General features: G+C 51.2%; 12 protein-coding genes. 1 reads left to right on the top strand and 11 read right to left on the bottom strand.

Going from position 1 to position 15,393, the window contains the following annotated elements:
• Positions 1-217: 217 nt before the first annotated feature.
• The 9 genes from rpsT to DTHIO_RS02845 all read right to left on the bottom strand — a co-directional run bounded on the left by rpsT (position 218) and on the right by DTHIO_RS02845 (position 11,632).
• Positions 218-490: a 30S ribosomal protein S20 gene (rpsT, locus tag DTHIO_RS02885; protein WP_008868854.1), complete on the bottom strand. Its 273-nt coding sequence runs from the start codon at positions 488-490 to the stop codon at positions 218-220.
• 178 nt (positions 491-668) lie between these two features.
• A complete protein-coding gene (gene glyS, locus DTHIO_RS02880) occupies positions 669-2,756 on the bottom strand; it encodes a glycine--tRNA ligase subunit beta (RefSeq protein ID WP_008868853.1) in 2,088 nt (695 codons plus the stop codon).
• Positions 2,757-2,812: 56 nt separating this feature from the next.
• Positions 2,813-3,682, bottom strand: coding sequence for a glycine--tRNA ligase subunit alpha (locus tag DTHIO_RS02875; protein WP_008868852.1), 870 nt, complete (start codon positions 3,680-3,682; stop codon positions 2,813-2,815).
• A gap of 131 nt (positions 3,683-3,813) precedes the next feature.
• Positions 3,814-4,527, bottom strand: coding sequence for a DNA repair protein RecO (recO, locus tag DTHIO_RS02870; RefSeq protein ID WP_008868851.1), 714 nt, complete (start codon positions 4,525-4,527; stop codon positions 3,814-3,816).
• Between the two features lie 19 nt (positions 4,528-4,546).
• Positions 4,547-5,440: a helix-turn-helix domain-containing protein gene (locus DTHIO_RS02865; RefSeq protein WP_008868850.1), complete on the bottom strand. Its 894-nt coding sequence runs from the start codon at positions 5,438-5,440 to the stop codon at positions 4,547-4,549.
• 23 nt (positions 5,441-5,463) lie between these two features.
• Positions 5,464-6,444 carry a SurA N-terminal domain-containing protein gene (locus DTHIO_RS02860; protein ID WP_008868849.1) on the bottom strand — a complete coding sequence of 327 codons (981 nt, stop codon included), beginning with the start codon at positions 6,442-6,444 and terminating at the stop codon, positions 5,464-5,466.
• Between the two features lie 289 nt (positions 6,445-6,733).
• Positions 6,734-7,672: a SurA N-terminal domain-containing protein gene (locus tag DTHIO_RS02855; RefSeq protein WP_008868848.1), complete on the bottom strand. Its 939-nt coding sequence runs from the start codon at positions 7,670-7,672 to the stop codon at positions 6,734-6,736.
• A gap of 18 nt (positions 7,673-7,690) precedes the next feature.
• Positions 7,691-11,125: a transcription-repair coupling factor gene (mfd, locus tag DTHIO_RS02850; protein ID WP_008868847.1), complete on the bottom strand. Its 3,435-nt coding sequence runs from the start codon at positions 11,123-11,125 to the stop codon at positions 7,691-7,693.
• Positions 11,126-11,155: 30 nt separating this feature from the next.
• On the bottom strand, positions 11,156-11,632 hold the full coding sequence (locus DTHIO_RS02845) for a chemotaxis protein CheW (RefSeq protein WP_008868846.1): 477 nt from the start codon (positions 11,630-11,632) through the stop codon (positions 11,156-11,158).
• A gap of 210 nt (positions 11,633-11,842) precedes the next feature.
• On the opposite strand from DTHIO_RS02845, the gene DTHIO_RS02840 reads away from it, so the two are divergent.
• Positions 11,843-12,055: a hypothetical protein gene (locus tag DTHIO_RS02840; RefSeq protein WP_008868845.1), complete on the top strand. Its 213-nt coding sequence runs from the start codon at positions 11,843-11,845 to the stop codon at positions 12,053-12,055.
• Between the two features lie 111 nt (positions 12,056-12,166).
• Here DTHIO_RS02840 and rbp read toward each other — a convergent pair whose 3' ends face one another.
• Both rbp and DTHIO_RS02830 read right to left on the bottom strand, forming a co-directional pair.
• On the bottom strand, positions 12,167-12,421 hold the full coding sequence (gene rbp, locus DTHIO_RS02835) for an RNA-binding regulator (protein ID WP_008868844.1): 255 nt from the start codon (positions 12,419-12,421) through the stop codon (positions 12,167-12,169).
• A 167-nt stretch (positions 12,422-12,588) separates the two neighbouring features.
• A complete protein-coding gene (locus tag DTHIO_RS02830; RefSeq protein WP_008868843.1) occupies positions 12,589-15,117 on the bottom strand; it encodes a heavy metal translocating P-type ATPase in 2,529 nt (842 codons plus the stop codon).
• Positions 15,118-15,393: the final 276 nt, after the last annotated feature.

Raw genomic sequence — 15,393 nt, 5'->3', positions numbered from 1 at the left:
AGTCAATAAAAACAAAGAGTTATGAGCTTGTTTTATTGCTAAATTGCTCGCAATCCGACTTTTTGCAGGCGCATCAAGACAGGTTGCGTAAAAAACGGGGTAAGAGAAGAACGAATCAAACCTGTGAACAGTTGGGAAGATGAGAAGCCGGTCCGACTTTTACCCCGGGGGTTCAGAGGGAATGTACCCCCGGGGTAGAAAAAGGTGCTGGATTAAATCAGTGGGTACTTTGTAGCGTATTGACCATTCTGTTGAGCCTGGAAATCTTGCGGGCGGCTTTTTTCCAGTGGATGACCCTCTTCTGGGCTGCCTTGTCCAGAGTGGAAGCTGCCTTCTGGATGGCCCGGGAAGCCTGATCCGCATCCTGCTGGTTTACTGCCTGGTGAACAGCCTTGGTCACGTTTTTGATGCGGGTCTTTACAGCCTTGTTTCTTTCCCTGGCTTTGAGATTCTGCCTGTGTCTCTTGGCTGCGGATCTAATGTTGGGCAAAGTCGAATCCTCCTGATATTTATTGTAGTTAATTTATAATAAGCTTTGATAGCCAGATGTTGACAAACTTAATTTATTAGCCCTGATGCCTGGTCTGTGTCAAGAAGCAATTTGGGTCAGCAAACCATTTTTCGGTGGACAAAAAATTCAGCCTGCACCCTGGCAGATTAATTATTATTTAAACCTGCAGGGCTGAAAAATCCGCCAGCTTCTTGAACTTTAGGGACAGAAAGTTAAGGAGGCCAAGCCTGTTCTGTCTCAGCTTTTCGTCCTGGCACATGACCATGACATGGTCAAAAAAGTCATCCACGCTGGGTCTCAACGCATTAAGCTTGTTAAACAGTGAACTGAAGTCCTCATTTTGCCACAAAGTGTCCCAGTCGTTCATGATTTCCCGGATAGCCCGGTCCAGTTTTATTTCAGGGTCTTCCTGCAGCAGGCCGGGGTCATAATCCTGCTTCAGACTCACCCCGGCGTCTCCGGCCTGCTTGCGGATAATATTGTCCACGCGCTTATAGGTCAAAACCGCGGCCTCAAAATTTTCATCCAGGCTGAACTCCCTGATGGCATCAAGACGCCCCTGGGCTGCATAGATGTCTGAAAATCCGCTCTGGAGCACTGCATCAACCAGTTTTCCCTGAAAGCCCTGGCCCTGCCAGTAGGCCTTGAGCCTTGTGGCGAAAAACTGCATAAGTTTTTCCAGCGCCTGTTCCGGGTCCTGTTTCCAGGTTGCCCCGGTATAGCTTTTGGCTGTAAAGGAAATAAGTTCTTCAATATCCAGGCGCAGGCCATGCTTGATTATAATCCGGATAACCCCCAGGGCCTGCCTGCGCAGAGCATACGGATCTGCCGCCCCGGTGGGAAGCATGTCCAGGCCGAAGCAGCCCACCAGGTTATCCATCTTGTCCGCCAGGGAAACCAGGGCTCCTTCGGGAGTGGAAGGTGTATCCGAATCCGGGCCCAGGGGCAGGTAATGTTCGTATACAGCCCTGGCCACATTATCGTTATACCCGGCATGGCTGGCGTAAATGCCGCCCATGATGCCCTGCAGGTCGGCAAACTCCCCCACCATTTCCGAAACCAGGTCCGCTTTGCAGATAAAGGCGGCCTTTTGAACATCCTTCTTGTCCGCAGACTGCAGCCTGTCGCAAAGAAAGCCGCTGATGCGCTCCAGGCGTCTGGACTTTTCCCCCATGGAACCAAGAGGAGCCATGAAAACGACCTTTTCCAGCTTCTGCATCCATTCATCAAAAGACGCGGCCTTGTCCGAGTTCCAGAAGAACCTTGCATCCTCAAGGCGGGCCTTCAGGACCCTTTCCCATCCTTTCCGGATAAGCCCCCTGCTGTCGGGCCTGTTGTTTATGACCGCCACAAAACTGGGCAGGAGCCGATCTTCATCGTCCACCACACCGAAACTTTTCTGATGGGATTCCATGCTGGTAAGAAGGACTTCCCGGGGCAGTTCTAAGTAGCCTGGATCAAAACTCCCCAGGACAGGCCCGGGAAATTCGGCCAGATTGGCATTCTCACTGGCAAGTTTTTCGTTTTCCACAACTTTGCCCTGTATCTCCCGGGCCAGGTTGGAGGCTTCACTGGTGATAATGTCCTTTCTTTCCTGAAAGTCCAGAATCACTCCAGCCTCTTCCCTGATAATGCGGAAATAATCCTTTGCCTGATCCACCCTGAATGGCCCCGGGCCAAGCACCCTGTGGCCGTAAGTCATATCCGCGGATTTTACATCGGCTATCTGAAAATTAATTACCTGCTCATCCATTTTGGCCAGGATCCACCTGATGGGACGACCGAAGGTAAAGCGGTCCCACCAGCGCATCTTTTTGGGAAACCCCAGGCTGTTGACAGCTTCTGTGCATATCTGCGGCAGTATATCGCGGGTCTGAGCGCCCCCGACTTTTTTTTGTACAGCCAGGTAGCGTCCTTTTTCAGTCTCCTGAATCATCAGTTCCTGAACATCCACCTGCTGGGAGCGTGCAAACCCCTGTCCAGCTTTGGTGTACCCGCCCTGTTCATCCAGCCCCACGGCAACCGGGGGGCCGGTGACAATCTCTTCCTTGCTGGTCTGAACTTCGGAAAGACCCGAAACATAAGCACAAAGCCTTCTTGGCGTGGACCAGGTCCGGACCTGTCCGTGATCCAGCATTTGAGTCTCCAGTTCTTTGTCCAGGGACTGCCTGAAATCAATGGTGATTTGCTTCAAAAAACGGGCCGGCATTTCCTCGAATCCAATTTCCAGTACAAAATCAGGCATCTGCTATTTCCTCAAGTTTAACTTTAACTTTATAGTCATGAAACAAAATACCACAGCTATCGGTTCATCAATGGATGCCCCATTTCCTGGCGCTGTTCCTGGTACAGTGCAGCCACCCTGGAGGCCAGGTTGCGCACCCTGCCTATATACCCGGTCCTTTCGGTGATGGACAAAGCCCCCCTGGCCTCAAGAAGATTGAAGGTATGAGAGCATTTCAGACAGTAATCATAGGCGGGCATGACCTGTTTATTTTCACAGAGCTTCATGCATTCCTGTTCAAAATTGTTGAAATGACCCAGAAGCATCTCGGCGTTGCTCAGTTCAAAATTGTACCTGGAATGTTCCCTTTCCCCCTGCAGGTGAATATCGCCGTAGGTGAGTTCCTGGTTCCAGGCCAGGTCAAAGACAGATTCCACCTCCTGCAGATACATGCAGATCCTTTCCAGTCCATAGGTGAGTTCCACGCTTACGGGATCCAGGTCAATCCCCCCCACCTGCTGAAAATAGGTGAACTGGGTTATCTCCATGCCGTTTAGCCAGACTTCCCATCCCAGGCCCCAGGCACCCAGGGTCGGGGATTCCCAGTCGTCCTCCACAAAACGGATGTCATGCTCCCGGGGCACGATTCCCAGGGCCTCCAGGCTTTTTAAATATATATCCTGAATATCCCGCGGCGAGGGCTTTAGTATCACCTGGAACTGGTAATAGTGCTGAAGCCGGTTGGGATTTTCCCCGTATCTTCCGTCCGTGGGTCGCCTGGAAGGCTCAACATAGGCGGTTTTCCAGGGCTCAGGGCCAATTACCGCCAGGAAAGTAGCCGGATTGAATGTCCCGGCACCCACCTCGACATCGTACGGCTGGTGCAAAACACAGCCGTAATCGCTCCAGAAGCGCTGAAGATTGAGCATTACATCCTGAAAATGCATCCACGTCTCCCGTTTGGTTATGATAATTCTATGAAAAAAGTACACTAAAGCAAAACTTTGCGCACAGCGCAGGCAAGCAGCTTTCAGGGTAAAAAGTTGCTTGGGTGGGACTGTTCCGGTTTTGCAAAGATTTAGTCCAGATGGTACTGGACATAGGCATCAATTACCCGGAAACAGTCCTGGAGTACCTCGGGTTCCGGGTTCCAATCGAGCCATTGTCCTGGACCGGATGTTCGCAGCCTGTCCAGAAACAAAAGAGACTCTCTTCCGGTCTTAATAGTTCCCTTTTGGTCCCGTATGCAGCCTGGGCAGAATACTCGCCCATCACTGAAGGAAAAAAAGCCCAGGTGCATATTTTCTGCGCCGAGTCCGCAAACAGCGCATTCAGCCGGCACCGGTTCGTAGCCGTGGATAAATGCGGCCCTGGCTTTGAACAGAAGCGGAAAAAATATGGGAATGTCGGGATGGTTCTCCATTACTTCCAGTACTTCCAGGATCAGGGGATATATCCGGGAAGAATCATCACCCTCGGGGCAGATTTTCTGTACAAAACGCAGGCAGTTTACAGCCATCCCCAGTTTGTCACGCTGGTTCTTGAGTTCCTGAAACCCGCTGACAAGGGTTCCCTCCTGCAGGGTCAGGTATCTTTTACCGGAACTGTACCCAATGGTGAACAAGACCAGGTTCAGACTGTCCAGACACCCGCAGAAGCGTCTTCTGCTGCGGCACCCCCCGAAGGCAAAACCTGTCTGCACCCCCCGGGTCGGGGACAGAAAGCGCACCCAGAGGTCATGCTCCTTGAACCTCCCGGTGCGCAAAACAAGGACTTTTTCCGAAAACGACATGGGTACAGTCGGAAAGCTGTTAAGGGGTGTCGTTGAATTCCAGGGTCTTTACCTCGCCGGAGGCGGCGTCAAGATCATAGGGTTCGCCGTTAAGACTTATGCTTACCCCGCCGGCGTTGCCAAGCCTGAGACTCATACTGCCAGTATATTCCACCTCGATACTGTCACCGGGACGCAGAAAATGATCCCGGCTTTCGTCATCGGTCTCATACATGAGCCAGCATTCTTCATGCGCCTCGATATGCACCAGCACTGTGTCAGGAATTTCTTCTTCCTCGGGCTCATCCGGCTCAACTGCAAAGGCCTCCAGATCCAGCTGGGTTACCCGGGGTTGAAGCTCATCTACGTCCTCCCGGAGCAAAACATCTTCTTGCGGTACAGCGTCTCCGGGAATTTCCGGTTCTTCCGGAGTGACGGCCCTGTCTTCCAGGATATCGTCTTCCAGGGGCTCTTCCTGGACATGATCGTATTCGGGGATTTCTTCAGCCAGTTCGGCCTGTTCCTCTTGAGCAGGCTCTTCCTGGAAGGAAGAATACAAAAACCATCCGAAACCGACAATGATAACCAAAGCCAGAATAATCACTGATGCCTTGACAGTGTAGGAAAAAAGCCTGGCCTCTTTTTGTTCCTTAAGGACCGTGGGCAGTTCTTCCAGGCTTTCAGTTTCTTCTTCAGCATGGTATATCTTGGAGAACTCTTCCCCCATGCTTTGCCAGTCCAGGCCCAGAAACCTTGCATAGTTCTGCATGAAGCCCTTGGCATAAACCGGGTGAGGCAGCTGCTCCACGTCCCCGTCTTCCAGCGCCTTTAAAAAGTTCAGACTGATCTTGGTTTCATCCTGGACCTGTTCCAGGCTCAAACCCCGGCGAGTTCTTTCTTCGTACAGCTTTCTGCCAAGCTCTTGCATTTCCATAATTTCTCCCAAGGGATGCCGGGCTAATAGCGGATATCTATTACTGCCCTGTCCCGCAGTCCCTGGATATATTCATCAAATCTTTTTTCCAGCATTTTATCAAAGAGTTCGTCGCGAATCTCTTCTTCGACCTCTTCTAAGGGAACAGCTCCCTCATCATGTATCTCCTCGACACGGAGCAAAACGCCCTGCCCCTGCATTGCAAAGGGTTCACTGATTTCACCGGCCTCCATGTTCTTCAGGGCTTCTCTCCATTCAGGCCTCATCCTGTCCCAGCGGACCATACCGATGTCTCCGCCTTCCGAAGCCCCCGGACCCTGGGAATAATTTTCAGCCGCTTCAGCAAACTGGTATTCACCCTCTTTGATCTTATCCAGCAGGGTTTCCGCCTCTTCCACCCGGGGTACCACCAGGACTTTGAGATGGACTTTTCTTTCCTTTTTAAAATCCTGGATATTGTCCTCGTAGTATTCCTTGATGCGGTCACTGGTGACCACGGTTTTTCTCTGGACCATGATGTTCATGACCCTCTGCCTGAGCATGGAGTCCCTGATCTGATCCTTGTAATCCTCCAGACTGAGCCCCTGAGCACGCAGATGCTGCTCAAACTCTTCCTGGTTCATGTTGTTGTTCTGCTTCACCCTTTCTATATGTTCCTGGATTTCCCGGTTCCGGACCTCGATCTGGTATCTTTCAGCCTCCTGGCGCATGAGAATGTCATTTATCATCTGCTCCAGAACATGTCTTCTGGTTTCTTCCTGCTGCACCGGCGGCAGTTCATCCAGGGAAATATCCTCGAAGAGACCCAGAAACATTTCCACCCTTTTTTCCAGATCAAAAAGGGTGATGCTTTCTCCATTTACATGAGCCACTATCCTGTTTACCGATGAAGCTTCAGCCGGTCTGAAGGAAACAAGGACCAACAATACAGCCGCCAGCAGTATAAGTGATCTGTTGAAAAAGAAATACGCCCTGCATGAAAGTGATTTATTTGTTTTTACCATACGTTGCCGCTTTATTAGAGTGTTGTGTCAAATATTTAATTTTGCATCCCTGTCACAAAAACAAGAACCACGCTGACCACGCTGAGACACGCGGCAGGAAAGCATGGCAGGAAATATTTTCAGAAGGCGAGGCTTGGGTGCCTGTTACCGGGACTGTTTTATTCCGGGCATGAGCAAATCTTTGTCCGGGATCACGGGCATGGGCCTGGTGCCGGGAACTACAACTGAGTACCCCGTGAAAACTTACCTTGATTCAGAAAGAGTCTTGAGTCAGATGCAGCCTTTCCGGCTAATTTTCCATAAAAGCGGTTTCCAGCAGCCTGGCATTTATCTTGATATCCGACTCGTCCACGGTTGTTTCAAGCCAGTTGTAAAAAACCTTGTGCATTTTTTCCTGCACCAGGTTTTCTTCAATGATATCATATACCTGGTGTGGCTTTAAAAGCTTGCTGTCCTTGCGGTCCATGACCATCACCCGGTAATAAAGTCCCTGCCTGTTTTTCTGGATTTGGCTTTTTTCTCCCTTCTGCAGGCCGGTCAATTCATCCTGCAGTCCCAGAGGCAATCTGTCCACCCGCATTTCATACTCCCCCACATTGACCTGAGGATATTTTTCCCGGATGCGGGATATGTCTTCGCTTTCCTGGAAAGTGTCAAGGACTTCCTGCAGCTTGTCTTCTTTACCGGAGGAAAGGTGCAGAAAAACAATTCTTTCCGGAATATAAAAATCTTCAATATGGTAGTGATAGTATTCCTTGACATCTTCCACATCAAGGCTGATCCGGGGCCTTAATACTTCCTTCTTGAACTTGTCCCACATCAGATCCTTAAGAATACTGGCTCTCCAGAATTCAAGATCTATATGTTCCTCAATAAGCACCTCTTCAAATCCTCCATCGGGATAATCCTGTCTTATCTCCCGCTCGATTTTTGCCACCTCCCCGGGATCAACTGCATGCCCTGAAGAATTGAGTTCCTGTTCTATCAACTTCTGAACCACCAGGTCCAGCAGCACTCTGCCATAGGATGATTTGATTTCCTTCAAATCAGGCGGCACTCCCCTGGACCATTTGAAATAATCGGCATCATACCCGGACTCCACTTCATCCAGGTATATGGGCTGACCATTTACTGTGGCAACCACCCCTTCCTCGGGGGAGTCCGGGGAGCAACCCCAAGCCAGAACAGCCAGAAAAACAAGGGCAGTGACAAAAAAACAGTGGCGCATGTATATAATGTGCTTATCTCATGATTTAAGATGATCGGTCAAATCCTGAACAATATCCTGCAGTTCATAGAGGAAGTTCAGAACATTTGAATCCCTGTTCAAACGGATCTCCAGCTTAGATGGCGGCACAAGCCTGGCGATGCTGCTGTTTTTTTCTATCCACTGCACCAGCTTTTCAGGGTTCAGCTCACCTGTCTCCGCCGACCATTCAATGCTCAGCCTGTTTTCCATAAAATCCGCTTTCTGTGGCCCCAGAGCTTTCAGGGCGTGCTTTATTTTTAACACATTGATGAAATTATGCAACTCTTCAGGCAGTTTTCCAAACAGATCCTGGAGTTCCTGAGAGAGCTGGTCAAAGTCCTGCTGTTGAGCGCCGCCTGAAAGCATGCGGTAATATTTGAGCCTCTCTGCAGCATCGGGGATATAATCCTCTGGAATATAAGCCGAAAAACCAATGTTGATTTCCAGGTCCCTGGAACCGTAAGAAGTGTCTCCTTTCAGCTTGCCTACTTCTTCCTGCATCATCTCCAGAAAAAGGTCCAGACCAACTTTTCCGATCTGACCGGACTGAACTTCACCCAGGATATTCCCTGCACCCCTGAGTCTTAAATCTTCCATGGCCACCTGAAAACCAGCGCCTAAGTAATCCATATCCAGGATGATCTGCATGCGTTTTCTGGATTTTTCTCCCAGCTCCCTGACCGAGGGCACAATGAAATAGGCATAAGCCTGCTCCTGCGACCTGCCTACCCTACCTCGCAGCTGGTAGAGCTGGCCGAGGCCGAACATATGGGCCTGGTCAACAATCAGGGTATTGGCCCGGGGAAAGTCCAGCCCGGACTCGATTATGGCAGTACAGACAAGTATATCGATTTCGTGATGCCAGAATCTGTGCATGTTCTCCTCCAGGATGCGCTCGGGCATCTGACCGTGGGCCATGTCCACTCTGGCCTCGGGCATCAGATCCTGGACATACTCCATGACGCTTTCCAGACCCTGCACCCGGTTGTAAACCCAGAACACCTGTCCCTGCCGGTCCAGTTCCCTTTGCAGGGCATGCCGCAGGAAATCCCTGTCCCTTTCAATTATTGAGCTCTCCACCGGCTTGCGGTCCAGGGGAGGGGTCTCAATTACGCTCAAGGTGCGAATTCCGGATACGGACAGCTGCAGGGTCCTGGGGATGGGGGTGGCGGTCAGGGTCAAGACATCAATATTTTGCCGGTACTGTTTTAGTTTTTCCTTGTGCCTGACCCCGAATCTTTGCTCCTCGTCCAGAATCATCAGAGAAAGTCTGGGCAGAATCACATCCTGGGACAAAATTCGGTGTGTACCTATAAGTATATCCACCTCACCTTTTCTGGCTCCCTCCAGGATGATTTTCTGCCGATTGCGGGGAACAAAACGGCTGAGCATGCGCACATTTATGGCAAAATCCTGCATACGCTGCACAAAATTTTGATAATGCTGTTCAGCCAGTACGGTTGTGGGACATAAAAGGGCCACCTGCTTGCCGTCCTGAACCGCTCTAAAGGCCGCCCGCATGGCCACCTCGGTCTTGCCGAAGCCCACATCTCCGCAAACCAGGCGATCCATGGGTTCATCGCTCTCCATATCCTGCATGACTTCCCGGATGGCCTGCTCCTGGTCCGGGGTCTCCTGGAAACCAAAGGTATTGGCAAACTCCTGGTAAAGTTCTTCGGGGGGGCTGTAGGAATACCCCTTGACCACCTTGCGCTGGGCATACATGTCCACCAGGTCTTTGGCGATTTTTTGAATGGCCTTGCGCACCCGGTTCTTGGTTTTGCTCCAGTTGGCCCCTCCCAGCTTGTCCAGGGCAGGGTCCGCCCCGTCCGGTCCCTTGTATTTCTGGACCAGGGAAAACCTGTCCACCGGGACATACAGTTTGTCATCATTGGCATAGTACAGAACCAGGTAATCACTGGCCTGGGTATCGGTGCTTATCCTTTCCAGCCCGCCGAACCGCCCCAGCCCGTAATCACGATGCACCAGCATGTCCCCGGGCTCAATATCCTCAACCCTGGCAATGCCCTTGAACCTTCCCGTGGGGCCAGTACGCTGCCTGGTTCCGGGCTGCAGTACGTCCTCTCCCAGAATGTAGATATGATTCCAGGACATGTGCATGCCGGTGCCGGTTCCCGCCACCACGGCGTAAAGTCCCCGGACTTCAGGGTCAAAAGAAGTCTTTAGTTCAATATCCTCCTTTTGGATTACATCCAGGAACTTGTCCCTGGACTTGGCCGTATTGAAATTCAGTATTACCTGATTGGCTGTCCTTTTCCATTCCTTCAGGGCCTGCAGAAATGCAGGCCAGGGCCTGCGGTTGTCCTGGGGTTTCCAGAAAATATCCGAGAAGCTGTTTATCTCTTTTTCACCAAGATCAACACCCCTGGATTTCTGACCCATAACCAGCCTTTCAAACACCACCTGCCGCCTGTTGTGCCACATGGTCCTGGCCCGGACTTCAGGCTGAAAAAAAAGCTTTTCAGGCCACCCCTCGGCTTCGGCCCACTGTTTGAGCTTCCATTCCTCTTCTTCGAGAGATGTTCTAAGACGCGCGGTGTCCACCAGAAAAAAATGAGCATCCTCTGGCAGGAATTCCGAAATTTCCCCCGGACTGGAATAGAAAAGACCGGCAGGATAAAACGGATCTTTTTCCTCCAGCTTGAACTCCAGCCTCTGGCGAAGTTCTCTGCTGATTTCACCGGTAGACTTGAGATAATCCGCCTTGTCCCTGGCCTGTTTTACCAGGTGGTCCTCCATTGGACTCGGGGATACGGGCAGTATCAGGCATTCTTCAAGCTGGCGGATGGACCTTTGAGATACAGGCTCAAAGGTTCGGATGCTTTCCAGGTGGTTTCCAAAGAATTCAAGGCGCAGGGGATGAGGATAACCAGGGGCATAAATATCCAGAATATCTCCCCTCTGGGACACCTCTCCCGGTGATGTGACCATAAAAACCCTGACATAACCCCATTCAACGAGCTTATCCAGTATGTCTCCAGGATTTGTTTCCTCACCGGTCATAAGCAGAAGGAACACGTCCCGGACCACGTCAGGAGGCGGAAGATAGTTCAGCATGGAATCCGCAGTCAAAACGGCTGCTTTGCCCTTTTGCTGCATAAGCCCGAACATTGAGGCCCATATCCTGCCCCATGCAGGTCTGCTGGAATGCCCTGGTGAAGGAAGGAAAAACCAGGATGACTCCCAGAATTTATCCTTTTCCATAGAAGTCCGGCTGAATATCTCAGCCAGTTGCATGTACTGCTTTACATCAGAGTTGGGAGGGAGCACCAGCACAGCATCGTGTCCCTGACGGCGCAGGTATTCGGCAAGATAGATCTGAGTAGCCGGACCTGCCTTGTGGATATGGATATGCCTGGATTGCCGGCCTGAATCCAGAAGCTTCTCTTTTAAGCTGGGATCTACAAACAATCTTGATTCCGAATTACAATCCGGTTTTGCTTAAACCTGACTCAAGACCTTTTTTTCTTCCCGGCTTAGCAGCCTGTCCAGGTCCAGCAAAATGAGCAACCTGTCTTCAAGCTTGCCTACACCGCTTATATATTCCGAATCAAGTCCGGCCACCACCGGAGGCGGAGGTTCGACAGTATCTGCAGGGATTCTCAGAACTTCTGAGACGGAATCGACAATAAAGCCTACGATCATTTTGTTGATCTCCACAACGACAATCCGGGTGTTCTTGTCATGGCCCCTGGAGTCCAGGCCGAATCTCTTGCGCAGGTCTATCACCGGTATCACCTTGCCTCTGAGGTTGATCACCCCTTCTACAAAATCAGGGGCTTTGGGCACCTTGGTAATCTGCATCATCCTGATGATTTCCTGAACCGTGAGAATCTCCACACCGAATTCTTCGCCGCCGATATTGAAAGTGACCATCTGCAGCAGGTCGGCATCCTTTTTCTGGGTGTGATTTTCCATGGTTATCTCCTGCGTAAGTTCTTAATAATTGTTTCCGGCAATAACTATAAGAGGAATCAATAATGAATTTTCTGGTTAACAGCGCTAAATCTTTTTCTTTATTTTATCAAGTCAAAATATGTTGCCAAAAAACCAGCTTGTGGTTAATATCTGTTATCAAGGAGTAAGAGATATTTTTTTAAACTCAAGTATGGGAGGGTTCATTCAATAATGGCCTATTTTCTACGCAATCCTGACAATTATCCTCTGGAAGAACAAGTAAAGATTCTGGGTGACGAAGAACTTCTGGATTTCTGGGAGGAAAGCCAGTTTCTGGACAGATTCAATGACGATGAAGCCTATAAGACGCCGGGACCGCGCATTAATTACGAAGAGGTCATCCTCAAGGAACTGCAGATAAGAACCTGCATGAAAATCGTTTAGATTTTGCAGGCTGCTGCTGTTGATTTGCCATATCAAACCTAATCTTAAACAAGAAAAACCATCCCGGGAGTCCCCGGGATGGTTTTTTTTGGCTTATCTTGCAAATAAAATTTAGAAGCGAGCTTCACGTTTGGGCTTGGCCACATTGACCTTGATGTTGCGGCCTCCGAAATCAGTCCCGTTGAGACTTTCAATGGCCTCGTCAGCACCGTTTTCCATTTCCACAAAACCAAACCCCCGGGAACGGCCGGTTTCGCGGTCCTCAATGATCTTTGCCGAGCTTACCTCTCCATATTCAGCAAAAAGATCGCGGAGTTGGGCCTCAGTAGTGCTCCAGGGCAGGTTGCCCACATACAGATTGGTCATAAGATAACGCTCCTGAAAAAGTAAAACAGGGAAATCACCGGTCCAGGCCGCAAACCATCCGACCCGCCCACAAAAACCGGTGAAAGATACTGCCCCCCTCTATATTCCAGGCATTTTTCGAAAGCAAGTTTTTTTTGACAAAAAAACTCATAGAAAAATATTTTCCTTTACTTTCGCGGCTTAAAGGAACGTAGTCTTAGACTGTTGGTTACCACCGATACGGAACTTACGGCCATGGCCGCTCCGGCCAGCATGGGATTGAGTATGATTCCGTAAAAGGGATACAATACGCCGGCAGCAACGGGTATCAGGACAATATTGTAGATAAAGGCCCAGAAAAGATTCTGGCGGATTGTCCTGGTAGTTGCCCTGGAAAGGGAGATGGCCGTGGGCACACCGCGCAGGTCGCCGCTTATGAGGGTTACGTCCGCTGTTTCCATGGCCACGTCCGTGCCAGTGCCAATGGCTATGCCCACGTCGGCACTGGCCAGGGCCGGGGCATCGTTGATGCCGTCTCCGACCATCGCCACGCGTCTGCCTTCCTGCTGCAGACTGGTCACATAATCAGCCTTGTCCTGAGGAAGGACCTCGGCAAAGACCCGGTCAATGTCCAGCTGCCGCCCTATGGCCCGGGCGGTGGCTTGATTGTCCCCGGTGAGCATGATCACTTCCAGGCCCATTTTGCGCATGTCCTGTACCGCTTCCCTGGATGTATCCTTCAGGGGATCGGCCACGGCGATCATCCCGGCCATTTTTCCGTCCCTGGCCACGTACATGGGAGTCTTGCCTTCGTGGGCCAGTTCCATGGCCCTTTCCTCCCAGGGGCCGGTAGAAACCTTGAACTGCTGCATAAGGCGAAGATTGCCGGCAAGGATCTCTGTGCCCTCCATAAAGGCCTTTATCCCCTGCCCTGGAACAGCGTCAAAGGATTCTGCAGAACCCAGGTTCAGGCCCTGTTCCCTTGCATGACGCACAACAGCCTCTCCTAAGGGGTGTTCAGATCCCTGTTCAACGGATGCCGCCAGGCGCAGAAGATCATGGGCTTCAGTGCCCTGTTCCGGCAGCAGGTCCATGACCTGGGGCTCACCACGGGTAAGTGTGCCGGTTTTGTCCAGGACCACTGTCTGCAGCTTGTGCGTAAGCTGCAATGTCTCGGCGTTCTTGATGAGAATGCCGTTTTCAGCACCTCTGCCCATACCCACCATTATGGCCGTGGGAGTGGCCAGACCCAGGGCGCAGGGGCAGGCTATTATAAGCACAGCGATAAAGGTGGTCAGGGCAAAGGTCAACTGCGGTTCAGGCCCGTAAATGGACCAGAAAACAAAGCTCAGAAGTGCTACACTTAGAACTGCGGGCACAAAGTATGCCGCTATTTGGTCCACCATCTTCTGAATAGGGGCCTTGGATCCCTGGGCCTGTTCCACCAGCTGGATTATCCTGGCCAGAGCAGTATCCCGGCCGATCTTTGTAGCCCTGAACTGAAAGCTTCCCACCTTGTTTATGGTTCCGCCTATGACTTCATGGCCGGGCTTCTTGGTCACAGGCATGCTTTCCCCGGTGAGCATGGATTCGTCAACAGTGGAGGAACCGGATGTTATCTCCCCGTCCACAGGAACCCTTTCTCCGGGGCGGACCAGGACAACATCCCCCAGCTGCACTTCTTCCACTGGTATTTCAATGTCTTCACCGTTTCGTCTTACCCTTGCACTGCGGGCCTGCATGCCCATGAGCCGGCGAATGGCTTCGGAAGTGCGTCCCTTGGCCCGGGCCTCCATGAGCCGGCCCACAAGGATAAGAGTGGTGATGACCGTGGCCACGTCGTAATAAAGCTGATAAGGAAAACCCAGGTTGGTCAGAAAACCGGGGAAAAGGGTCATGGCCGCGCTGTAAAGCCAGGCCGAGGTGGTGCCCATGGCCACCAGGACGTTCATATCCGCGGTCAGATGCCGCAATGCCCCATATGCACCCTGGTAAAAACGCCACCCGGCAACAAACTGTACGTAGGTGGAGAGAATCAGGAGAACATATACATTGCTTAAGAAAGCAGGCACCCAGTCCGACCACATGGGCATCATGTGGGGAATACTGCCTATAAGGACAACAGTGGTTACCGCCGCCCCGGAAACAACATCCCTGACCAGGCGTTTCATCTGTTTTTCCCGGACCTCACGTTCCCTGTCCTCGCTTTCTTTCTGTTCTGTGCCGGCATGGACCACCTTGTAACCGCTTTCTTCCACTGCTTTCTGAAGGGAAGCAAGTGTTTCCGGACCTCCGGTATATGTGATCAGTGCACGCTCAGAGGCAAAATTAACTTCTGCCTGCAGCACTCCGGGAACATCAGACAGGGCCTTTTCCACCCGGCGCACGCAGGAGGCACAGGTCATGCCCTCAATATCCAGAACCGCCTGGTGCTGGTCCACGGGTTGAGCACCAAAACCGATACTTTCCACGGCCTCTGTCAACTCTGCAAGAGAAACCCGGTCTTCAAGGAAGACAGTGGCCTTTTCTGTGGAAAGGTTGACTTCAGCGGTTCTTACCCCTTCAATATCTGTAAGGGCCTTTTCCACTCGGCGTACGCAGGAGGCACAGGACATGCCGGTGATTTTCAGGATAACCGGAGGGTTATTTTTGCCGGAGTTTTCTTTCAAAGACTCCGGAGGCTTGTCCAGCCCGAAAGTTTTTTTGTCTTCAGACATCTTTACCCCGATCAAGAATGCAGATATATTTCAATTTGTTTTTTCCAAAGGCCGAAGCATGTCCGGCAGACATGGTATCGTCGTATCTGTTTAGCGATTTGCATGTGGCATGGGGACTGGCTCTCCCCGCACTGATTTTTGTGAAGGATAATTGAGAGGTTTAAAAATAAGTGCGGGGGTGCCTGTCCCCTGCTTTCCTTAACAACGCTAAACAGATACGCATCGTCGAACCGAAGCTGTACAAGGTAAGAGTTTAGAGGTAGCAACTTGCGGGAA

Source organism: Desulfonatronospira thiodismutans ASO3-1, from assembly GCF_000174435.1.
Classification (GTDB): Bacteria; Desulfobacterota; Desulfovibrionia; order Desulfovibrionales; family Desulfonatronovibrionaceae; genus Desulfonatronospira; species Desulfonatronospira thiodismutans.
Note: the sequence above shows the minus strand (reverse complement) of the source record. Positions and strands in the feature narration are given on the sequence as shown.

Excerpts from the sequence above, each read along its gene's own strand:
- DTHIO_RS02875 (WP_008868852.1), bottom strand. The coding sequence starts at position 3,682 with ATGCATTTTCAGGATGTAATGCTCAATCTTCAGCGCTTCTGGAGCGAT.
- DTHIO_RS02860 (WP_008868849.1), bottom strand. The coding sequence starts at position 6,444 with ATGGTAAAAACAAATAAATCACTTTCATGCAGGGCGTATTTCTTTTTC.
- recO (WP_008868851.1), bottom strand. The coding sequence starts at position 4,527 with ATGTCGTTTTCGGAAAAAGTCCTTGTTTTGCGCACCGGGAGGTTCAAG.
- DTHIO_RS02840 (WP_008868845.1), top strand. The coding sequence starts at position 11,843 with ATGGCCTATTTTCTACGCAATCCTGACAATTATCCTCTGGAAGAACAA.
- DTHIO_RS02845 (WP_008868846.1), bottom strand. The coding sequence starts at position 11,632 with ATGGAAAATCACACCCAGAAAAAGGATGCCGACCTGCTGCAGATGGTC.
- DTHIO_RS02855 (WP_008868848.1), bottom strand. The coding sequence starts at position 7,672 with ATGCGCCACTGTTTTTTTGTCACTGCCCTTGTTTTTCTGGCTGTTCTG.
- DTHIO_RS02830 (WP_008868843.1), bottom strand. The coding sequence starts at position 15,117 with ATGTCTGAAGACAAAAAAACTTTCGGGCTGGACAAGCCTCCGGAGTCT.
- glyS (WP_008868853.1), bottom strand. The coding sequence starts at position 2,756 with ATGCCTGATTTTGTACTGGAAATTGGATTCGAGGAAATGCCGGCCCGT.
- DTHIO_RS02865 (WP_008868850.1), bottom strand. The coding sequence starts at position 5,440 with ATGGAAATGCAAGAGCTTGGCAGAAAGCTGTACGAAGAAAGAACTCGC.
- rbp (WP_008868844.1), bottom strand. The coding sequence starts at position 12,421 with ATGACCAATCTGTATGTGGGCAACCTGCCCTGGAGCACTACTGAGGCC.